Origin of the sequence: Pseudorhodoferax sp., assembly GCF_047601025.1 — a bacterium.
Taxonomy (GTDB): domain Bacteria; phylum Pseudomonadota; class Gammaproteobacteria; order Burkholderiales; family Burkholderiaceae_C; genus Pseudorhodoferax.
This window is the reverse complement of record NZ_JASGJZ010000001.1, coordinates 5,382,501-5,402,332: the sequence shown is the minus strand read 5'-3', so window position 1 is coordinate 5,402,332 and position 19,832 is coordinate 5,382,501. Positions and strand designations below refer to the sequence as shown.

The window sequence follows — 19,832 nt, the reverse complement described above, 5'->3', positions numbered from 1 at the left end:
GTCCCGCTCCCGGAGCACTCACCAGAGAGGTTTGCATGCCATCGATCACCCGTTACTCCACCGCCGGCCTGCTGGGCCTGGCCAGCCTGGCGTTCGCCGGGACCACCTTCGCGCAGGACGTGACCGGCGCGGGCGCCAGCTTTCCGGCGCCGCTGTACGCCAAGTGGGCGGCCGACTACCACAAGGCCTCCGGCACCAAGATCAACTACCAGTCCGTGGGCTCGGGCGCCGGCCTGAAGCAGATCGAGGCCAAGACCGTGGACTTCGGCGCCTCCGACGCGCCGCTGAAGGACGAGGACCTGGCCGCCAAGGGCCTGGTGCAGTTTCCGACCGTGATCGGCGGCGTAATCCCGGTGGTCAACATCCCCGGCGTCAAGGCCGGCGACCTGAAGCTCTCCGGCCAGGTGCTGGGCGACATCTACCTGGGCAAGATCACCAAGTGGAACGACCCGGCCATCGTGGCGCTGAACGGCGGGCTGGCGCTGCCCGACGCCCAGATCGCCCCGGTGCGCCGCGCCGACGGCTCGGGCACCAGCTTCCTGTTCACGAACTACCTGTCCAAGGTCAACGCCGAGTGGAAGTCCAAGGTCGGCGAGGGCACGGCCGTGAACTGGCCGACCGGCGCCGGCGGCAAGGGCAACGAGGGCGTGGCCGCCTTCGTCGGCCGCCTGCCCAACTCCATCGGTTACGTGGAGTACGCCTACGTCAAGCAGAACAAGATGACCTACGCGCTGCTGCAGAACGCGGCCGGCAAGTTCGTCGCGCCCGACGACGCGGCCTTCAAGGCCGCCGCCGCCGGCGCCGACTGGAGCAAGAGCTTCTACCAGGTGCTGACGAACCAGGCCGGCGACGCCGCCTGGCCCATCACCGGCGCGACCTTCATCCTGATGCACAAGAAGCAGGACAAGCCAGCCACCGCCGCCTCGGCGCTGCGCTTCTTCGCCTGGGCCTACAAGGACGGCGACAAGACCGCCGGCGACCTGGACTACGTGCCGATGCCGGCCAGCGTGAAGGCGGTGATCCAGAAGTCCTGGGAGCAGATCGCCGACGCCGCCGGCAAGCCGGTCGCGCAGGCGGCCAACTGAGGCCGGCGCCCCGACTGCCCGCCGAAACCCGAGCACGGCCGTGTCTTCTACACTTCCCGCCAACGGCGCTCCCTTCGACCTGGCCGGCAAGGGTGCCGGCGAAGGAGGTGGCCGCGCCATGACAACCCCCCCCCCCAAGAGGGCCCGCAGCGGCCCGCTGGCCGACCGGCTGTTCGGCTGGGCCGCCCAGGGCGCGGCCTGGCTGACGCTGGCGCTGCTGCTGGGCATCCTGCTGTCGCTGGTCCAGGGTGCCTGGCCGGCGATCACCAAGTACGGCCTGGGCTTCCTGGCCTCCACCACCTGGGACCCGGTCCAGGAGGAGTTCGGCGGCCTGGTCATGGTCTACGGCACGCTTGCCACCTCGATCATCGCGCTGGTGATCGCGGTGCCGGTGAGCTTCGGCATCGCGCTGTTCCTGACCGAGCTGTCGCCGGCCTGGCTCAAGCGCCCGCTGGGCACGGCCATCGAGCTGCTGGCGGCGGTGCCGTCCATCGTCTACGGCATGTGGGGCCTGCTGGTGTTCGGGCCCATCCTGTCGGCCTGGGTGCAGCAGCCGCTGCAGAAGCTGCTGGACGGCGTGCCCTACCTGGGCGCGCTGGTCTCGGGGCCTCCGGTGGGCATCGGCATCCTGTCGGCCGGCATCATCCTGGCGATCATGATCATCCCGTTCATCGCCTCGGTGATGCGCGACGTGTTCGAGGTTACGCCGCCGCTGCTGAAGGAATCGGCCTACGGCCTGGGCGCGACGACCTGGGAGGTGATGTCCAAGGTGGTGCTGCCCTACACCAAGGCCGGCGTCATCGGCGGCGTGATGCTGGGCCTGGGCCGCGCGCTGGGCGAGACCATGGCCGTGACCTTCGTGATCGGCAACATGAACCAGCTCGATTCGCTGAGCCTGTTCCAGGCCGCCAACTCCATCACCTCGGCCCTGGCCAACGAGTTCGCCGAAGCCGGCGCCGGCCTGCACCAGGCCGCGCTGATGTACCTGGGCCTGGTGCTGTTCTTCATCACCTTCGTCGTGCTGGCGCTGTCCAAGCTGCTGCTGGCGCGCCTGCGCAAGAGCGAGGGGGCCAAGTCGTGAGCACGGGAGAGATGCTGATCCGCAAGGCGGAATTCGATGCGGCGCGCCGCGCCCGGTACCAGCGCCGCAAGCGCGTCAACCAGGTCGCGCTGACGCTGTCGCTGGCGGCCATGGCCTTCGGCGTGTTCTGGCTGGTCTGGATCCTGTGGGAGACGCTGCGCCTGGGCATCGGCGGCCTGTCGCTGGCCGTCTTCACCGAGATGACGCCGCCGCCCAACGAGGCCGGCGGCATCGCCAACGCGCTGTACGGCTCGTTCCTGATGGTGCTGGTGGCGACCTTCGTCGGCACGCCGATCGGCATCCTGGCCGGCGTGTACCTGGCCGAGTACGACACCAAGGGCCCGCTGGCCTCGGTCACGCGCTTCGTCAACGACATCCTGCTGTCGGCGCCGTCCATCGTGATCGGCCTGTTCGTCTACGCGGTCGTGGTGTCGCAGATGCGGTCCTTCTCCGGCATCGCCGGCGCGATCGCGCTGGCGCTGATCGTGATCCCGGTGGTGATCCGCACCACCGAGAACATGCTGCAGCTGGTGCCGCCGGGCCTGCGCGAGGCGGCCTACGCGCTGGGCACGCCGAAGTGGAAGGTCATCATGAGCATCACGCTGCGCGCCGCGCGCGCCGGCGTCGTGACCGGCGTGCTGCTGGCCGTGGCGCGCATCGCCGGCGAGACCGCGCCGCTGCTGTTCACCGCGCTGAACAACCAGTTCTGGACCTCCAGCATGGGCGAGCCGATGGCCAGCCTGCCGGTCACGATCTTCAAGTTCGCGATGAGCCCGTACGAGAACTGGCAGCAGCTGGCCTGGGCCGGCGTGTTCCTGATCACCGTGGCGGTGCTGGGCCTGAACATCCTGGCCCGCGTGCTGACGCGCTCCAAGCAATGACCGCAATCCGAGAGAGAACCGACATGTCCGCAAGCATCGCCGCCCCCGTGGCCGAGCGCGCCAAGATCGCCGTGAAGGACCTGAACTTCTACTACGGCAAGTTCCACGCCCTGAAGGGCATCAACCTGGAGATCCCGGAGAAGAAGGTCACCGCCTTCATTGGCCCGTCCGGGTGCGGCAAGTCCACGCTGCTGCGCACCTTCAACCGCATGTTCGAGCTCTACCCCGAGCAGCGCGCCGAGGGCCAGATCCTGCTGGACGGCGAGAACCTGCTGGAAAGCAAGCAGGACGTGGCCCTGGTGCGCGCCAAGGTCGGCATGGTGTTCCAGAAGCCCACGCCGTTCCCGATGTCGATCTACGACAACATCGCCTTCGGCGTGAAGCTGTTCGAGAGCCTGTCGGCCACCGACATGGACGACCGCGTGGAATGGGCGCTGCGCAAGGCGGCGCTGTGGACCGAGGTCAAGGACAAGCTGAACCAGAGCGGCTCGGGCCTGTCCGGCGGCCAGCAGCAGCGCCTGTGCATCGCGCGCGGCATCGCCATCAAGCCCGAGGTGCTGCTGCTGGACGAGCCCTGCTCGGCGCTGGACCCGATCTCCACCTCCAAGATCGAGGAACTGATCACCGAGCTGAAGACCGAATACACGGTGGTCATCGTCACCCACAACATGCAGCAGGCGGCCCGCTGCAGCGACTACACGGCCTACATGTACCTGGGCGACCTGATGGAGTTCGGCGCCACCGAGCAGCTGTTCTTCAAGCCCAAGCGCAAGGAGACCGAGGACTACATCACGGGCCGCTTCGGCTGAGGAGCAGGACATGGCGGACAAGCACCTTTCCACCCAATTCGACGCCGAGCTCAACAGCGTCTCCAGCCGCGTCATGGAACTCGGCGGCCTGGTCGAGTCGCAGATCCGCAAGGCCATCTACGCGCTGGCGCAGTTCAGCACGGAAGTGGCCGACGAGGTCGAGCAGACCGAGCAGCGCGTCAACGCGATGGAGGTCGAGATCGACCGCGAGCTGGCGTCCATCATCGGCCGGCGCCAGCCGACCGCGCGCGACCTGCGCCTGCTGCTGGCGATCTCCAAGACCACCGCCAACCTGGAGCGCGTGGGCGACGAGTCCGCCAAGATCGCGCGCATGGCCAAGTCCATCGCCGAGAGCGGCGCGGCGCGCCAGCTGCCCACGCTGGACCTGCGCGTCTCGGCCGACCTGGCCTCGGGCCTGCTGCGCAAGGCGCTGGACGCGTTCGCGCGGCTGGACACGGCCGCGGCCGTCAGCATCCTGAAGGAGGACGACCTGATCGACCGCGAGTTCGACGGCTTCCTGCGCAAGCTCATCACCTACATGATGGAAGACCCGCGCACCATCTCCGCGAGCCTGGACCTGCTGTTCCTGGCCAAGGCGATCGAGCGCATCGGCGACCATGCCAAGAACATCGCCGAGTTCATCATCTACATCGTCAAGGGAGCCGACGTGCGCCACGTGAGCCTGGCGCAGGTCGAGTCGGCCGTCCAATGAGGCACATGCCCCGCGTCCTGATCGTCGAGGACGAGCCGGCCATCGCCGAGCTGGTGGCCGTGAACCTGCGGCACAACGGCTTCGCGCCGACCTGGGCCATGGACAGCGTGACCGCCCAGGCCGAGCTGGACGCGGTGCTGCCCGACGTGGTGCTTCTGGACTGGATGCTGCCGGGCGAGAGCGGGCTGTCGCTGGCGCGCAAGTGGCGCGCCGACCCGCGCACCAAGGCCGTGCCCATCATCATGCTGACCGCGCGCGGCGACGAGCACGACCGCGTGACCGGCCTGGACGCGGGTGCCGACGACTACATCGCCAAGCCGTTCTCGACCAAGGAGCTGCTGGCGCGCATCCGCGCGCTGCTGCGCCGGCGCGCGCCGGAGCAGGCCGGCGGCGCGGTGCAGATCGGCGCGCTGGTGCTGGACAGCGCCACGCACCGCGTGAGCCACGAGGGGCAGCCGCTGAAGATGGGGCCGACCGAGTTCAAGCTGCTGCACTACCTGATGCAGCACCCCGAGCGGGTGCACAGCCGTTCGCAGCTGCTGGACCGCGTGTGGGGCGACCACGTGTTCATCGAGGAGCGCACGGTGGACGTGCACGTCAAGCGCCTGCGCGAGGCGCTGGGCGCGGCCGGCAGCATGGTCGAGACGGTGCGCGGCGCCGGCTACCGCATCACGGCCCAGCCGGTGGCGCCGGCCGGCGGCCAGCGCGCCGCGCGGGCCGCGGCCTCGTCCTCGCCGGCGACCTGACGCCCGGGCGGGGCGGGGCCCGGCAGCCGCGACAATCGTGCCATGTGGCTGCGCATTCTGAGCTTCCTCGCCTTCCAGGGCGCCGGCGCCTTGGCCGGCTGGTGGATCTGGCACTGGCCCGGCGCCTGCGCCGGCGCGGTGCTGGGCGCGCTGGCCTGGTGGCTGGCGGACTTGGCGCGCGGCCTGCGGGTGCTGCGCCGGCTGCGCGACGGCGACCTGGCCGCGCTGCCGCGCATGCGCGGCCTGTGGGGCGAGGTGGCCGACCGGCTGCGCCGGCTGCAGCGCGGCCAGCAGCGCCGCATGGAGGACAGCGAGCGGCGGCTGCAGGACTTCCTGCAGGCGATCCAGGCCTCGTCCAACGGCGTGGTGCTGCTGGACGCCGAGGGCCGCATCACCTGGTGCAACGCCATGGCGTCCGCGCATTTCGGCATCGACATCGAGCGCGACCACGAGCAGCTGATCGGCAACCTGGTGCGTGACCCGGCGTTCGCCGCCTACTACGCGCATCCCGATCCGGCGCGCAACGCGGTGATCGCCGGCCGCGGCGACAGCGCCGGCCGGCCGGTGCGCCTGGCGGTGCGGCTGCATCCGTACGGCGAGGGGCGGCAACTGCTGCTGTCCAACGACGTGACGGCGCTGGAGCAGGCCGAGGCCATGCGGCGCGACTTCGTGGCCAACGTCTCGCACGAGATCCGCACGCCGCTGACGGTGCTGACCGGCTTCGTCGAGACGCTGCAGTCGCTGCCGCTGGACGAGGCCGAGCGCGGGCGCTACCTGGAACTGATGGCGCAGCAGGCCGCGCGCATGCAGACGCTGGTGCAGGACCTGCTGACGCTGTCGCGCATCGAGGGCAGCCCGCCGCCCCGCCGCGACGAATGGACGTCGGCCGCCGACCTGCTGGCGCAGTGCGAGGAGGAGGCGCAGGCGCTGTCGGCGCTGCTGACGGCCGGGCAGGGCGCGGCGCACGCGCTGCATTTCGAGGCGGCGCCGGCGCTGGCGCTGGCCGGCTCGCGCAGCGAACTGCTGAGCGCGGTGTCCAACCTGGTCAGCAACGCGGTGCGCTACACGCCGTGCGGCGGCAGCGTCCGCGTGGCGTGCCGCCGCCTGCCGGACGGGCGGGCCGAGTTCTCGGTGGCCGACACCGGCCCCGGCATCGCGCCGGAACACATTCCGCGGCTGACCGAGCGCTTCTACCGCGTGGACCGCAGCCGCTCGCGCGAGACCGGCGGCACCGGGCTGGGCCTGGCCATCGTCAAGCACGTGGTGCAGCGCCACGGCGCGGAGCTGCGCATCGACTCCACGGTGGGCCGGGGTTCGCGCTTCGCGATCGTGCTGCCGGCCAGCCGCGTGCGCAGCGGGCCGGCGGCCGTCAGCGCGCGCGCGTGATGCGCGCCAGCAGCGCCAGGAACACCAGCGCCGTCAGCGCCAGCGCCGCGGCGGCCATGATCCAGAACGCCGCCGCCGACTGCAGCGCCGGCCAGGGACCGAGGCCGCGGTAGGCCAGCGCATTGCCGCCGGCCAGCCCCAGGCCCCACAGCAGTACGCCGTAGACCGCCAGCGGCAGCAGCGTGACGCGGTAGCTGCGCAGCACGAACACGCTGACGGCCTGCAGCGTGTCCGCCAGGTGGTACAGCGCGACCCAGCCGAGCAGGCCGGCGGCGGCAGCGCCCACGGCCGCGCTGCCGGCGTAGAAGCGGGCGATCGGCTCGCGCAGCAGCGCCACGGCGCCGGCCAGCAGCAGCGCCGACGCCGCGGCCATCGCCAGGCCGGTGCGCAGGCTGGCGCGGGCGCGCGCGGCCTGGCCCTGGCCCAGCCACCAGCTCACGCGCGCGCTGGTCGCCAGGCCCAGCGACAGCGGCGACATGTACAGCACCGCCGCCAAGCTGGCCGCGACCTGGTGGCTGGCCAGCGCCACCGTGCCCAGCCGGGCGATCAGCAGCGCCATCAGCGTGAAGGAGGTCACCTCCACCAGCACCGCCAGCCCGGCCGGCACGCCCAGCCGCAGGAACTCGGCCAGCCGGCGCCAGGACGGCGGCTCCGGGCGCCGCCAGATCGCCAGCTCGCGGTACAGCGGCCGGGTGCGCAGCGTCCACCAGGCCACGCCCAGCATCGCGTACTGGACCGCCAGCGTGGCCCAGGCGCAGCCGACCGCGCCGCCGGCGGGCAGGCCGGCGCCGCCGAACGTGAACCAGACCGACAGCGGCAGCTTCAGCGCCAGGCCGCCGAGCTGCAGCCAGGTCACCAGGACCGGCTTGCCCAGCGCCTGGTTCAGCGTGCCGTACAGGCGGAACAGCAGCGCCGCCGGCAGTGCCAGCGCCAGCACCGCCAGGTACTGCGTGACCTCGCCGCGCAGCGCCGGCGGCACCTCGGCCCAGTGCAGCAGCGGCGCTGGCGCCAGCAGCGCGGCGCAGCCCAGCACCATGCAGACGAGGGCGACGTACAGCGACTGGCGCACCGACAGGCCGATCTCGGCGCCGCGGCCGGCGCCGTGCAGCTCGGCCCAGACCGGTAGCAGCGCCTGCAGCACGCCCATCAGGCCCACGAACACGCTGACGAACAGGGCCGAGCCGACCGACAGCGCGGCCAGCGCGGCATCGGAATGGCGGCCGGCGACCAGGGTGTCGGTCACGCCGAATGCCATCACCGCCAGCTGGCCGACGAACACGGTGCCGGCGTGCCGGGCGATCACCGACCCGTCGGAGCGCCCGGCAGCCGTGAATGGATCGCTCGCGCTCACGCCGGGGTGCGCCGGGCGACAGGCGTAGGCCGCCGTTTCGGCTCATGCCAGGGCAGGGACGGCAACGCCCGCATGGACGGCGTGCCCCGGCCCCAAGGGCGAGGCCCCGGGCCCGGCGATGGCGATGCCGGTGGACGTGCATCGGGGTCCCGCGTGGGCGTGAGGGATGCGTTCACAGCTTCCCAGCCATGCGCGGCCTCGGCGGTCATCGGCGGAATAGCAGCATGTTCTCGTCCTTGTCGGCCGGGCGGCGCACCGAGGCCACCAGTTGCCAGGGCTGGTTGCCGACCACGGCGCGCAGCGTGGGCAGGTCGTCCGAATGCACCAGCAGCCAGGGGCAGGAGGAGGGCTGGTCGGTGGCCGGGCGCAGGTCCATGCCGCCATGGAAGCGGAACGCGGCGATCTGCGCGCGCGTGAAGCCGTGGATCTCCACGCAGCCGGGGCTGTCCATCTGCGCCTGCACCAGCCGCACCAGCGGCGCGTAGCTGCGCGCGTAGTTCAGCGTCGGCAGGCCCAGCGTCATCAGCAGGAACCAGCACAGCGCCGTGCCGCCGGCCGGCAGCACCAGGCTCTTCCAGATCGCCGAGGGGTTGCGGCCCACGCGCCAGCGCACCAGCCAGATCCAGATGCCGGTGGCCGCGAGCGCCAGCACGAAGGCCAGCGGCGAGAACACCGGCACGAAGCCCGGCGCCAGCTTGAACACGTTGGCCGCCGGCTTGGCCGGCACGCCGGTCTGCAGCGAGATCCAGATGACCCAGATGGTGATCGCGCAGCTGGAGAAGAACAGCAGCGTGAACCAGTCGATCAGCGCGGCCACGCTGCGGCCGAAGGTCGGCAGCGCGAACGCGGCCAGCGCGGCCAGCGCCGGCAGGCCCAGCAGCAGCGCGCGGTCCGAGGGCGGGGCCAGCAGCGTGCCGCCCAGCAGCACCAGCAGGAACCACAGCGGCAGCGCGAAATGGCGCTGCAGCCGGCCACCCAGCAGCTGCGCGCGCCAGCGCCACAGCGTCCACAGCGCCAGCGGCCAGATCGGCCAGGTGAACCACAGCAGCAGCTTGCCCAGGCTGTGCCAGGTGCTCCATTGCGCGGCCGGCAGCGCCAGGCGCCACTGCCACAGGTCCAGCGCCGTGGCCAGTGCCGCCACGGCCAGCGCCAGCGCCAGCACCCAGGCCGCCTGGCGGCGGTGCTGCGCCGGCGTGTCGCCCTCGCCGCGGTCGATCAGGCAGACGGCCGCGCCGCCCGTGCCCAGCAGCAGCGCCACCGACGGCGCGCCGGACAGCGCCAGCCCGGCCAGCCCCGCGGCCACCGCCGCCATGGCCAGGCCGGTGCGGTAGGGCAGGGCCGACAGGCCGAAGAACAGCAGTGCGCCGCAGCCCAGCTGGGCCACGGCCGGCGAGGTCTCGTGCGACAGCTGGGCCAGGCCCATGCAGGCGATCAGCGCCAGTAGGCCACCGTCGGCCAGCGCGCGCGCGTAGTCGGCGGGCCGGGCCTCGCCGCCGAACGCGAAGGCCACCGGCTGCGCCTGGGGCGCCCGCGCGAGGTAGTAGACGCCGTACCACGTCGCGGCCAGCGCGATGGCCAGCAGCGCCATGAACGGGATGCGCGCGGCGAAGGCCGGATCGATCCAGGACGGCGCCAGCATCAGCGCCCAGGCGCCCAGCCAGTTCGGCAGCAGCACGCCCGGGTCGGGCTGGCCCATCAGCGTCGGGTTCCACCAGCTGGCGGTGCCGGCCGCCAGCTCGCGCATGGTGCCGAAGGACGCGACGTCGATGTTCTTCAGCGGGTCGCGGCCCACGAAGCCGGCCAGCACGTAGGCCGCGCACAGCAGCAGCAGCGCGCTGCGCGGCAGGCGGCGCACGCCGCTCTGGGGGACGATGGCGGGGCTGGGCTGGTTCACAGCGTCTCGGGCGGGCGGTCAGGATCGGGGCGTGGGCGGGCGTGAAAAAGGGCAGCGCGGTACACCGGGCTGCCCTGGGCCGAGGACGGCGGGGACGGTTTTACTTGGCAGCCGTCTTGCCGAAGCGGTTGCGGAAGCGCTCCACGCGGCCGCCCATGTTGTCCACCGACTTCTGCGTGCCGGTGTAGAAGGGATGCGATTCGCTGGAGGTATCGAGCTTGTACAGCGGCAGTTCGCGGCCGTCGTCCAGCTTGATGGTCTCGCGGGTGTTTACGCACGAGCGCGTGACGAACTTGAAGTTGTTGGACAGGTCCAGGAACACCACTTCGCGGTAGTTCGGGTGGATGCCTTCTTTCATGGGAGCTTCCTTCAGGTCAGCTGCGGCAGCCGTCGCGCGCCTTGCACGAACCGCTCGTGCAATCCAAAGCCCGGATACTTGCCGCGAAAAGCCGATGATTATCGCACAGGGCGGCCGATCAGCCGCCGCGGCGCATCATGTCGAAGAACTCGGAATTGTTCTTCGTCGCGCGCATGTTCTTGAGCATCAGCTCCATGGCCTCGATCTCGTCCATGTTGTACATGAACTGGCGCAGGATGCGGCTCTTCTGCAGGATCTCGGGCGCCAGCAGCAGTTCCTCGCGGCGCGTGCCGCTGCGGTTGAGCTGGATCGAGGGGAACACGCGCTTCTCGTACAGGCGGCGGTCCAGGTGGATCTCGCAGTTGCCGGTGCCCTTGAACTCCTCGAAGATCACCTCGTCCATGCGGCTGCCGGTATCGACCAGGGCCGTGCCGATGATGGTCAGCGAGCCGCCTTCCTCGACGTTGCGCGCCGCGCCCAGGAAACGCTTGGGCCGCTGCAGCGCATTGGCGTCCACGCCGCCGGTCAGCACCTTGCCGGAGGAGGGCACGACGTTGTTGTAGGCGCGCGCCAGGCGGGTGATCGAGTCCAGCAGGATCACCACGTCCTTCTTGAGCTCGACCAGGCGCTTGGCGCGCTCGATCACCATCTCGGCCACGTGCACGTGGCGCGCGGCCGGCTCGTCGAAGGTGGAGGCGATGACCTCGCCCTTGACCGAGCGCTGCATCTCGGTCACTTCCTCGGGCCGCTCGTCGACCAGCAGCACCATCATGTAGCTGTCGGGGTAGTTGGCCGAGATCGCGTGCGCGATGTGCTGCATCATCACCGTCTTGCCGCTCTTGGGCGGCGCCACCAGCAGCGCGCGCTGGCCTTTGCCGATCGGCGCGATGATGTCGATGATGCGGCCGGTGATGTTCTCCTCGCCTTTGAAGTTGTCGCGTTCCAGGCGCATCTGTTCCTTGGGGAACAGCGGCGTCAGGTTCTCGAACATCACCTTGTGCTTGTTGTCCTCGGGCTGGCGGCCGTTGACCTTGTCCAGCTTGTTCAGCGCGAAGTAGCGCTCGCCGTCCTTGGGCGTGCGCACCTCGCCTTCGATCATGTCGCCGGTGTGCAGGTTGAAGCGGCGCACCTGGCTCGGGCTGATGTAGATGTCGTCGGTGCTGGCCGTGTAGCTGGTGTCCGGGCTGCGCAGGAAGCCGAAGCCGTCGGGCAGGATCTCCAGCACGCCGTCCGCGAAGACCTGCTCGCCGGCGCGGGCGCGCTTCTTGATGATCGCGAACATCAGCTCCTGCTTGCGCATGCGGCCCGTGTTCTCGATCTCCAGTTCCTCCGCCTGGCGCAGGACTTCGGACACGTGCAGAGCCTTGAGTTCGTTCAGATGCATGGAATGACTCCGTCGGGGAGTTCTAGGGTGGCAGACGCGGGGGAGGTGGTGCGGACGAGGCGGGAATACGCCCTGGCACCGGATCGGACTGCCGGACCCCGAAGATGCTGGGGGGCGGCAGCGAACTGCAAGGATTATGACAGGAAAGAGCGCCTGTCCGGCATGGCGTGCGGCGCGAAGGCGCCGGGCCGGGCAGGCGCAGGAGACGGGATCAGGCCAGTTGCTGGTCGATGAAGGCGGTCAGCTGGGCCTTGCTCATGGCGCCGACCTTGGTGGCCGACAGCTCGCCGCCCTTGAACAGCATCAGCGTGGGGATGCCGCGGATGCCGAACTTGGCCGGCACGTCGCGGTTCTCGTCCACGTTCATCTTGGCGACCTGCAGCTTGCCTTCGTAGTTCTTGGCGACTTCGTCCAGGATCGGCGCGATCATCTTGCACGGGCCGCACCACTCGGCCCAGTAGTCCACGAGCACCGGCGTGCCGGACTTCAGCACGTCGGCCTCGAAACTGGCGTCGGACACGTTCTTGATCAATTCGCTGGCCATTGTTCGCTTCCTTTGTGGTGGAGATGGGACGGCTAAAGTCGCGGCATTGTGACAGAAACCAAGGGTCGGCGCGGGTCGCCGCAGGCTATGGAGGCCATTGAGAAATGGGGCTTTTTCGCCCGGAGTCGGGCATGACGGTGGCCGTGGTCGGCGGCGGTCCCGCGGGTCTGATGGCGGCCGAGCGGCTGGCCGGCGCCGGGGTGCCGGTGGACCTGTACGACGCCATGCCGTCGGTCGGCCGCAAGTTCCTGCTGGCCGGCAAGGGCGGCCTCAATCTCACGCATTCGGAGCCGGCCGGGCGCTTCGTCGAACGCTACGGGCCGCATGGCGCCGCGGTCGGCGCCTGGCTCGCGCGGTGCGATGCGCAGGGCGTGCGCGACTGGGCGCAGGGGCTGGGCATCGCCACCTTCGTCGGCACCTCGGGCCGCGTGTTCCCGGCGGACATGAAGGCCGCGCCGCTGCTGCGTGCCTGGCTGCACCGGCTGCGCACGGCCGGCGTGCGGCTGCACATGCGCCACCGCTGGACCGGCTGGACCGACGACGGGCAACTGCGCCTGGAGGCGCCGGGCGGCACGGTCGCGCTGCGGCCGGCGGCGACCGTGCTGGCGCTGGGCGGCGCGAGCTGGCCGCGCCTGGGCTCCGACGGCGCCTGGGTGCCGCTGCTGGCCGCGCGCGGTGTGGCGCTGGTGCCGCTGCAGCCGGCCAACTGCGGCTTCGACGTCGCGGCCACGCCGCGCGCGCCGGCCGGGGGCGGGTGGAGCGCGCATTTCGCCGAACGCTTCGCGGGACAGCCCTTCAAGTCGGTGGCGCTGCGCTGCGCCGACGGTGCGGGCGGCTGGTTCGTGCGCAAGGGCGAGTTCGTGGCCACGGCCACCGGCATCGAGGGCAGCCTGGTCTATGCGGCCTCCCGCCTGCTGCGCGAGCAGATCGCGCGCGACGGCCGGGCGCGCCTGTGGCTGGACCTGCTGCCGGACCGCACGCCCGAGCAGGTGCTGGCCGCCTGCCGCCATCCGCGCGGCGCGCGTTCGCTGTCCAGCCATCTGAAGAGCCGGCTGGCGCTGGACGGCATCAAGCTCGCGCTGCTGCACGAACTGCTGGCGCCCGGCAGCCTGCACGACCCGGCCGCGCTGGCCGGCGCGATCAAGGCGCTGCCGGTGCTGCTGGCCGCGCCGCGCCCGGTGGCCGAGGCCATCAGCACCGCCGGCGGCGTGGCGCTGGCCGCGCTGGACGAACACCTGATGCTCCAGGCCCTGCCGGGCGTGTTCTGCGCCGGCGAGATGCTGGACTGGGAGGCGCCGACCGGCGGCTACCTGCTGACGGCCTGCCTGGCCAGCGGCGTTGCCGCGGCCGAAGGCGTGCTGCGCTACCTGGGCCGCTGAACGCCGTGCCCGAGAATCCGGGCCGCCTATGCTCTCTTCCACCGCTTCGCGGCGCCTGCGCATCGCGGCCGCCGTCCTCGTCCTGGCCGTCCTGGCCTATGGCCTGTACCGCTGGGGCTTCGCGGCCGCGCCGCCGCCGGCCTACGTCACCGCGCCCGTCACGCGCCAGGACATCGAGGACACGGTGCTGGCCAACGGCACGCTGCAGGCGTTCCGGCAGGTCAGCGTCGGCGCCCAGGTCTCGGGCCAGGTCAAGTCGCTGAAGGTCCGGCTCGGCGACGAGGTGCGCGCCGGCCAGCCGATCGCCGAGATCGATTCCGTGCCGCAGCAGAACAAGGTCCGCAACGCCGAGGCGGCGCTGGCCAGCATCCAGGCACAGCTGGCGTCGGCCCGCGCCACGCTGGCGCAGAACGCGCTGACGCTGGGCCGCGAGCGCCGCATGCGCACCCAGGACGCGACCTCGCAGGCCAGCCTGGACGCGGCCGAGGCCGCCGCGGCCACCAGCCGGGCCAGCGTCGACGCGCTGGCGGCCCAGGTGGAGCAGGCCCGCATCACCGTCGATACCGCGCGCGTGGACCTGGGCTACACCCGCATCGTCTCGCCGATCGCAGGCCAGGTCGTGGCCGTGGTGACCGAGGAGGGCACGACGGTCAACGCCAACCAGACCACGCCGACCATCGTCATCGTCGCCCAGGTCGACACCATGACCGTGAAGGCCTCGATCTCCGAGGCCGACGTGACGCGCGTGCAGCCCGGCCAGCGCGTGTACTTCACGATCCTGGGCGAACCGGACCGGCGCTACGAGGCCAGCCTGCGCACCATCGAGCCGGCCACGGACGCGATCAAGAACAGCACCTCCGCCAGCGCGCTCGGCAGCACCGCCGGCACCACCGGCACCACGGCCAGCGCCACGGCGATCTACTACAACGGCCTGTTCGACGTGGCCAACCCGGAACGCGCGCTGCGCATCTCGATGACGGCCACGGTCTACATCGTGCGCGGCGAGGCCCGGGGCGCGCTGACGATCCCGGTCGGCGCGCTCGGCGCCCGCGCGCGCGACGGCACGCAGCAGGTGCGCGTGCTGGACGCCCAGGGCCGGCCGCAGCCGCGCCAGGTGCGCATCGGCATCGACAACCGCGTGCGCGCCGAGGTGCTCGAAGGCCTGCGGGAGGGCGAGCGCGTCGTGCTCGGCGATGCCGGGGCCTTGCCGGCCGGCCCGCGTTCCGGTCCGCCGCGCCTGTGATGGAGTCCGCCGACGCATCCGGCCGCGCGCCGCTGCTGCAGCTGCAGGGCGTCTGGCGCGAATTCCCGGCCGCCGACGGCCTGCTGGCCGTGCTGCAGGACATCGACCTGTCGGTCCACGCCGGCGAGATGCTCGCCATCGTCGGCCAGTCCGGCTCGGGCAAGTCCACGCTGATGAACCTGCTGGGCTGCCTGGACCGGCCCACGCGCGGGCGCTACCGCGTGGCCGGCCGCGAGGTCGGCCTGCTCGACGCCGATGCGCTGGCCGCGCTGCGGCGCGAGCATTTCGGCTTCGTGTTCCAGCGCTACCACCTGCTGGCCGAGCTCTCGGCCCAGGCCAACGTCGAGGTGCCGGCGGTCTACGCCAGCCGTCCGCGCGCGGCGCGTGCGGCCCGCGCGCGGGCGCTGCTGGCGCGGCTGGGCCTGGCCGATCGCGTCGCGCATCCACCCGGCAAGCTCTCGGGCGGCCAGCAGCAGCGCGTGTCGATCGCGCGGGCGCTGATGAACGGCGGCGAGGTGATCCTGGCGGACGAGCCGACCGGTGCGCTGGACACGCACGCCGGCGCCGAGGTGCTGGCCATCCTCGCCGAGCTGCATGCGCAGGGCCACACGGTGGTCATCGTCACGCACGACATGGGCGTGGCCGCGCATGCCGAGCGCATCGTCGAGCTGCGCGACGGCCGCATCGTCTCCGACCAGCCGACGCCGCGTGCCGGCGGCGCACGGCCGGCTGCGCGGGTGCCGCGCCCGGACAGCGCGCCGCGCGGCCTGCTGGGCGGCTGGACCGACCGGCTGCGCGAGGCGCTGCGCATGGCCTTGGTGGCCCTGGGCGCGCACAAGCTGCGCACGCTGCTGACGATGCTCGGCATCATCATCGGCATCGCCTCGGTGGTCTCGGTCGTGGCGCTGGGCGAGGGCGCACGGCGCAAGGTCCTGGCCGACATCAGCTCCATCGGCACCAATACCGTCGAGGTGTTCTCGGGCACCGGCTTCGGCGACCCGCGCGCCGCGCGCATCCAGACGCTGCTGCCCAGTGACGCCGATGCGCTGATCGGCCAGGGCTACGTGGACAGCGTGACGCCCAACGTGCAGACCGCCGCCACGGCGCGCCACCGCAACGTCGACGCCGCGGTGACGGTCAGCGGCGTGGGCGAGCAGTACTTCCGCGTCAAGGGCATGGCGCTGGCCGAGGGTACCGGCCTGGATGCCGCGGCCATGCGCGACCTGGCCCAGGTCGCCGTGATCGACGCCGGCACGCGCGACAAGCTGTTCCCGCAGGGCGAGGCGCTGGGCCAGGTGCTGCTGCTGGGCAGCATGCCGGTCACCGTGGTCGGCGTGACTGCGAGGAGCAGCGGCGGCTTCGGCCCCGGGCGCGACCGGCTCAACGTCTACGTGCCCTACACCACGGCGATGCGCCGGCTGATGGGCCAGCCCTACCTGTCCAGCATCACGGTGCGCGTGGCCGACGGCGTGCCGATGGCCGCGGCGGAGCAGGGCATCGGCCAGCTGCTGGAGCGCCGGCACGGACGCGTGGACTTCTACGTGCTGAACACCGACAGCATCCGCCAGACCATCGAGGCGACCACGGCCACGCTGGCGCTGCTGGTCGCGGCCATTGCCGTGATCTCGCTGGTGGTCGGCGGCATCGGCGTGATGAACATCATGCTGGTCAGCGTGACCGAGCGCACCGGCGAGATCGGCGTGCGCATGGCCGTGGGCGCGCGCCAGGGCGACATCCGGCAGCAGTTCCTGATCGAGGCGGTGCTGGTCTGCCTGGGCGGCGGCGTGCTGGGCATCGCGCTGGCGCTGGGCCTGGGGGCGCTGTTCGCGCGGTTCGCCGGCAGCTTCACGCTGGTGTTCTCGGGCACGGCGATGGCCGCGGCCTTCCTGTGCTCCACGCTGATCGGCGTGGTGTTCGGCTATCTGCCGGCGCGCAACGCGGCGCGGCTGGATCCGGTCGAGGCGCTGATGCGGGATTGAGGGGCCCGGCCGGGCGGAAAGTCTGGGGGAAAGGTGACGAGCCTTGACCCCGGCACTGGCTCCACAGTTAGGGCTGCTTGGTTCCCCACCTGACCCGGTTGGCCGCTTCACCATGCGGGAAGGCCCGTCGACGCGGATTGTAGCCCGTGCGGATGCGCCGTCCGGGCGGTTCGTAGAATGCGCCGATGTCCTATCTGGTCCTCGCGCGCAAATTCCGGCCCAAGACGTTCGGCGAGATGGTGGGACAGGAGCATGTGGTGCGTGCGCTGGAGAACGCGCTGACCAGCCAGCGGCTGCACCATGCCTACCTCTTCACCGGCACGCGCGGCGTGGGCAAGACCACGGTCTCGCGCATCCTGGCCAAGTCGCTGAACTGCCAGGGGCCGGACGGGCAGGGCGGCGTCACGGCCCAGCCCTGCGGTGTCTGCCAGGCCTGCACCGAGATCGACGCCGGCCGCTTCATCGACTACACCGAGCTGGACGCCGCGTCCAACCGCGGCGTGGACGAGGTGCAGATGCTGTTGGAGCAGGCGGTCTACAAGCCGGTGCAGGGCCGCTTCAAGGTCTTCATGATCGACGAAGTGCACATGCTCACGAACACGGCGTTCAACGCCATGCTCAAGACGCTGGAGGAGCCGCCCGAGTACCTGAAGTTCGTGCTGGCCACAACCGACCCGCAGAAGGTGCCGGTGACCGTGCTGTCGCGCTGCCTGCAGTTCAACCTGCGGCCGATGGCGCCCGAGACCGTGCACGAGCACCTCGCGCGCGTGCTGGCCAGCGAGAACGTGGCGGCCGACGAGGCGTCGCTGCGGCTGCTGGCACGCGCGGCGCGCGGCTCCATGCGCGATGCGCTGTCGCTGACCGACCAGGCCATCGCCTTCGGCGCCGGCCAGCTGCGGGAGGCGGCGGTGCGCCAGATGCTGGGCAGCGCGGACCGCAGCCACGTGCTGCGCCTGGTCGAGGCGCTGGCGGCCGGCGACGGCCGCGTGGTGGTCGAGACCTGCGAGGAACTGCGCCGCCAGGGCCTGTCGGCCGCCGCGACGCTGGAGGACATGGCCGCGCTGCTGCAGCGCATGGCCGTGCTGCAGGCCGTGCCCGGCCATGACGGCGGTGGCGATCAGGATGCGGCCGACGCCGCCCGCCTGGCCGCGCTGCTGCCGGCCGACGAGACGCAGCTGCTCTACAGCATCTGCCTGCATGGCCGCGCCGAGCTGGGCCTGGCGCCGGACGAATACGCCGGCCTGACCATGGTGCTGTTGCGGCTGCTGGCCTTCAAGCCGGCGCCCGGCGCCGCGGCTGAAAAAAAAACTCCGCATGACGGCGGCGAGCGGCTGAGGCCGGCGGCGCCCGTGCCGCCGGCACCGGCGGGGCGCGAGCCGGTGCAGGCGGGCGAGCGGCTGCGCGTGGTCGAGATGCCGCCGGTGCAGGTGCAGGCGCCCGCGCCGCGCGTGGCGCCCCCCCCGCCGCCGCCGCCGGCCGTGCAGGAGGTCGTCGCCGTCGCCGTGCGCGAGCAGCCCGAGCCCGGCGTGCGCGAGCAGCCCCGCGTGGCCGCCGCGGCGCGGCTGCAGCCCAGCGAGGAGGGCGACCTGTGGCATGAGACCGTGCGCCGGCTGATCGCGGCCGAGGCCATCAGTGCGCTGGCGCGCGAGCTGGCGCTGCAATCCCAGCTGGTCGCGCGCGATGGCGAGCACTGGATGCTGCGCGTGGAGCGCGAATCGCTGAACCAGCCGAGCGCGCGCGAACGCCTGCGCAGCGCGCTGGAGCAGGCCGGCCTGGGGACGCGGCTGACGGTCGAGGTGGGCGTCGTCAGCGACAGCCCGGCGCGCCGCAACGCGGCCTTCGCGGCCGAGAAGCAGCGCCTGGCCGAGGAGACCGTGCGCAACGACGCCTTCGTGCAGGCACTGGTGCGCGACTTTGGCGCCAAAATCGTCGCCAGCGGCATCAAGCCCCTCTGATTTCCAACTTTTCGTTTGCGGGAGTTTTCACATGTTCAACAAGGGACAACTGGCTGGCCTCATGAAGCAGGCCCAGGCCATGCAGGACAACCTGAAGAAGGCGCAGGAGGAACTGGCGAGCATCGAGGTCGAGGGCGAGTCCGGCGCCGGCCTCGTCAAGGTCGTCATGACCTGCAAGCACGACGTCAAGCGCATCACCATCGACCCCAGCCTGCTGGCCGACGACAAGGACATGCTGGAGGACCTGGTCGCCGCCGCCTTCAACGCCGCCGTGCGCAAGGCCGAGGAGACCAGCCAGGAGAAGATGGGCAAGCTGACCGCGGGCATGCCCGGCCTGCCGGGCGGCATGAAGTTCCCGTTCTGAGGCGGCGGCTGCCGCCGTGGCCGATTCCGGCTCCCTGCAGGCGCTGGTCCAGAACCTGCGCCGCCTGCCCGGCGTGGGCGCGAAATCGGCCGCGCGCATGGCGTTCCACCTGCTGCAGCACGACCGTGCCGGCGCCCAGGCGCTGGCCCGTGCGCTGACGCAGGCGGTCGACCAGGTGCGCCACTGCGCGCTGTGCCACACCTTCACCGAGTCCGAGATCTGCAGCACCTGCGCAGACCCGCGGCGCGATGCCAGCAAGCTGTGCGTGGTCGAGACGCCGGCCGACCAGTCGGCCGTGGAGCGCACCGCCGCGTACAAGGGCCGCTACTTCGTGCTGATGGGGCGGCTCAGTCCGCTGGACGGCATCGGCCCGCGCGAGATCGGCCTGCACGAGCTCATCGAGCGCGCCTGCGACGGCGTGGTCGAGGAGGTCATCCTGGCCACCAACTTCACGGCCGAGGGCGAGGCCACGGCCCATGCCATCGCGGCCGCGCTGAAGGCGCGCGGGCTCGCCGTCACGCGGCTGGCGCGCGGCGTGCCGGCCGGCAGCGAGCTGGAGTACGTGGACCTGTCCACCATCGCGCACGCGCTGGTGGACCGGCGTTGACGCCGGCAGGGGGTTTTCCTCTTACGTGCTTTCCCCGAAGGGGATGTTCCGGATGCCGGCCCGTGCGGCGCTGA

18 protein-coding genes and 1 other RNA gene are annotated in these 19,832 nt (G+C 71.6%); 13 read left to right on the top strand and 6 right to left on the bottom strand.

The window, feature by feature from the left end; translation table 11 throughout:
* Window positions 1-35: 35 nt before the first annotated feature.
* The 7 genes from pstS (at window position 36) to phoR (ending at window position 6,700) form a co-directional block, all read left to right on the top strand.
* Entirely contained in the window at window positions 36-1,085 is a 1,050-nt protein-coding gene (pstS, locus tag QM782_RS24875; protein ID WP_415205540.1) for a phosphate ABC transporter substrate-binding protein PstS, read from the top strand.
* Window positions 1,086-1,203: 118 nt separating this feature from the next.
* The gene (gene pstC, locus QM782_RS24870; RefSeq protein WP_415205539.1) at window positions 1,204-2,166 is read left to right on the top strand and encodes a phosphate ABC transporter permease subunit PstC; all 963 of its coding nucleotides are present in this window, start codon (window positions 1,204-1,206) and stop codon (window positions 2,164-2,166) included.
* A gap of 11 nt (window positions 2,167-2,177) precedes the next feature.
* The gene (gene pstA / locus QM782_RS24865) at window positions 2,178-3,047 is read left to right on the top strand and encodes a phosphate ABC transporter permease PstA (protein WP_415205538.1); all 870 of its coding nucleotides are present in this window, start codon (window positions 2,178-2,180) and stop codon (window positions 3,045-3,047) included.
* A gap of 23 nt (window positions 3,048-3,070) precedes the next feature.
* Window positions 3,071-3,856, top strand: coding sequence for a phosphate ABC transporter ATP-binding protein PstB (gene pstB / locus QM782_RS24860; protein ID WP_415205537.1), 786 nt, complete (start codon window positions 3,071-3,073; stop codon window positions 3,854-3,856).
* Between the two features lie 10 nt (window positions 3,857-3,866).
* Window positions 3,867-4,568 carry a phosphate signaling complex protein PhoU gene (gene phoU, locus QM782_RS24855; RefSeq protein ID WP_415205536.1) on the top strand — a complete coding sequence of 234 codons (702 nt, stop codon included), beginning with the start codon at window positions 3,867-3,869 and terminating at the stop codon, window positions 4,566-4,568.
* Window positions 4,565-5,314, top strand: a complete 750-nt coding sequence (gene phoB, locus QM782_RS24850; RefSeq protein ID WP_415205535.1) for a phosphate regulon transcriptional regulator PhoB — start codon at window positions 4,565-4,567, stop codon at window positions 5,312-5,314. The genes phoU and phoB overlap by 4 nt, the downstream gene beginning before the upstream one ends.
* 42 nt (window positions 5,315-5,356) lie before the next feature.
* Window positions 5,357-6,700: a phosphate regulon sensor histidine kinase PhoR gene (gene phoR / locus QM782_RS24845; protein WP_415205534.1), complete on the top strand. Its 1,344-nt coding sequence runs from the start codon at window positions 5,357-5,359 to the stop codon at window positions 6,698-6,700.
* Here the strand turns inward: phoR and QM782_RS24840 are convergent.
* The 5 genes from QM782_RS24840 to trxA form a co-directional block, all read right to left on the bottom strand.
* Window positions 6,684-8,051, bottom strand: a complete 1,368-nt coding sequence (locus tag QM782_RS24840; protein ID WP_415205533.1) for an MATE family efflux transporter — start codon at window positions 8,049-8,051, stop codon at window positions 6,684-6,686. The two genes, phoR and QM782_RS24840, sit on opposite strands and share 17 nt — an antisense overlap.
* A gap of 205 nt (window positions 8,052-8,256) precedes the next feature.
* Complete coding sequence (locus tag QM782_RS24835; protein WP_415205532.1) at window positions 8,257-9,945, bottom strand: hypothetical protein; 1,689 nt, start codon at window positions 9,943-9,945, stop codon at window positions 8,257-8,259.
* 100 nt (window positions 9,946-10,045) lie between these two features.
* Window positions 10,046-10,303, bottom strand: coding sequence for a type B 50S ribosomal protein L31 (locus QM782_RS24830; RefSeq protein ID WP_415205531.1), 258 nt, complete (start codon window positions 10,301-10,303; stop codon window positions 10,046-10,048).
* Between the two features lie 118 nt (window positions 10,304-10,421).
* Window positions 10,422-11,687 (bottom strand): transcription termination factor Rho, encoded by a 1,266-nt coding sequence (gene rho, locus QM782_RS24825; RefSeq protein ID WP_415205530.1) that lies wholly within the window; start codon window positions 11,685-11,687, stop codon window positions 10,422-10,424.
* A gap of 211 nt (window positions 11,688-11,898) precedes the next feature.
* Complete coding sequence (trxA, locus tag QM782_RS24820; protein WP_415205529.1) at window positions 11,899-12,231, bottom strand: thioredoxin TrxA; 333 nt, start codon at window positions 12,229-12,231, stop codon at window positions 11,899-11,901.
* Between the two features lie 131 nt (window positions 12,232-12,362).
* Here trxA and QM782_RS24815 point away from each other — a divergent pair, with 131 nt between their 5' ends.
* From QM782_RS24815 to QM782_RS24805, 3 genes are read left to right on the top strand one after another with little or no spacing between them, the layout of a single operon-like run.
* On the top strand, window positions 12,363-13,610 hold the full coding sequence (locus tag QM782_RS24815; RefSeq protein ID WP_415205528.1) for a TIGR03862 family flavoprotein: 1,248 nt from the start codon (window positions 12,363-12,365) through the stop codon (window positions 13,608-13,610).
* 28 nt (window positions 13,611-13,638) lie between these two features.
* Window positions 13,639-14,853: an efflux RND transporter periplasmic adaptor subunit gene (locus QM782_RS24810; protein WP_415205527.1), complete on the top strand. Its 1,215-nt coding sequence runs from the start codon at window positions 13,639-13,641 to the stop codon at window positions 14,851-14,853.
* Complete coding sequence (locus QM782_RS24805; RefSeq protein ID WP_415205526.1) at window positions 14,853-16,832, top strand: MacB family efflux pump subunit; 1,980 nt, start codon at window positions 14,853-14,855, stop codon at window positions 16,830-16,832. Before QM782_RS24810 ends, QM782_RS24805 begins: the two co-directional genes overlap by 1 nt.
* A 32-nt stretch (window positions 16,833-16,864) precedes the next feature.
* Here QM782_RS24805 and ffs read toward each other — a convergent pair.
* An RNA gene (ffs, locus tag QM782_RS24800) (signal recognition particle sRNA small type) lies at window positions 16,865-16,961 on the bottom strand.
* Between the two features lie 56 nt (window positions 16,962-17,017).
* Here ffs and dnaX point away from each other — a divergent pair.
* The 3 genes from dnaX to recR are packed head-to-tail and all read left to right on the top strand — an operon-like array spanning window position 17,018 to window position 19,758.
* Window positions 17,018-18,787 carry a DNA polymerase III subunit gamma/tau gene (gene dnaX, locus QM782_RS24795; RefSeq protein WP_415205525.1) on the top strand — a complete coding sequence of 590 codons (1,770 nt, stop codon included), beginning with the start codon at window positions 17,018-17,020 and terminating at the stop codon, window positions 18,785-18,787.
* Between the two features lie 31 nt (window positions 18,788-18,818).
* Window positions 18,819-19,151, top strand: a complete 333-nt coding sequence (locus QM782_RS24790; RefSeq protein ID WP_415205524.1) for a YbaB/EbfC family nucleoid-associated protein — start codon at window positions 18,819-18,821, stop codon at window positions 19,149-19,151.
* Window positions 19,152-19,167: 16 nt separating this feature from the next.
* Window positions 19,168-19,758 (top strand): recombination mediator RecR, encoded by a 591-nt coding sequence (recR, locus tag QM782_RS24785; protein WP_415205523.1) that lies wholly within the window; start codon window positions 19,168-19,170, stop codon window positions 19,756-19,758.
* Window positions 19,759-19,832: the final 74 nt, after the last annotated feature.

Excerpts from the sequence above, each read along its gene's own strand:
- pstS (WP_415205540.1), top strand. The coding sequence starts at position 36 with ATGCCATCGATCACCCGTTACTCCACCGCCGGCCTGCTGGGCCTGGCC.
- pstC (WP_415205539.1), top strand. The coding sequence starts at position 1,204 with ATGACAACCCCCCCCCCCAAGAGGGCCCGCAGCGGCCCGCTGGCCGAC.
- pstA (WP_415205538.1), top strand. The coding sequence starts at position 2,178 with ATGCTGATCCGCAAGGCGGAATTCGATGCGGCGCGCCGCGCCCGGTAC.
- pstB (WP_415205537.1), top strand. The coding sequence starts at position 3,071 with ATGTCCGCAAGCATCGCCGCCCCCGTGGCCGAGCGCGCCAAGATCGCC.
- phoU (WP_415205536.1), top strand. The coding sequence starts at position 3,867 with ATGGCGGACAAGCACCTTTCCACCCAATTCGACGCCGAGCTCAACAGC.
- phoB (WP_415205535.1), top strand. The coding sequence starts at position 4,565 with ATGAGGCACATGCCCCGCGTCCTGATCGTCGAGGACGAGCCGGCCATC.
- phoR (WP_415205534.1), top strand. The coding sequence starts at position 5,357 with ATGTGGCTGCGCATTCTGAGCTTCCTCGCCTTCCAGGGCGCCGGCGCC.
- QM782_RS24830 (WP_415205531.1), bottom strand. The coding sequence starts at position 10,303 with ATGAAAGAAGGCATCCACCCGAACTACCGCGAAGTGGTGTTCCTGGAC.
- rho (WP_415205530.1), bottom strand. The coding sequence starts at position 11,687 with ATGCATCTGAACGAACTCAAGGCTCTGCACGTGTCCGAAGTCCTGCGC.
- trxA (WP_415205529.1), bottom strand. The coding sequence starts at position 12,231 with ATGGCCAGCGAATTGATCAAGAACGTGTCCGACGCCAGTTTCGAGGCC.
- QM782_RS24815 (WP_415205528.1), top strand. The coding sequence starts at position 12,363 with ATGACGGTGGCCGTGGTCGGCGGCGGTCCCGCGGGTCTGATGGCGGCC.
- QM782_RS24810 (WP_415205527.1), top strand. The coding sequence starts at position 13,639 with ATGCTCTCTTCCACCGCTTCGCGGCGCCTGCGCATCGCGGCCGCCGTC.
- QM782_RS24805 (WP_415205526.1), top strand. The coding sequence starts at position 14,853 with ATGGAGTCCGCCGACGCATCCGGCCGCGCGCCGCTGCTGCAGCTGCAG.
- dnaX (WP_415205525.1), top strand. The coding sequence starts at position 17,018 with ATGTCCTATCTGGTCCTCGCGCGCAAATTCCGGCCCAAGACGTTCGGC.
- QM782_RS24790 (WP_415205524.1), top strand. The coding sequence starts at position 18,819 with ATGTTCAACAAGGGACAACTGGCTGGCCTCATGAAGCAGGCCCAGGCC.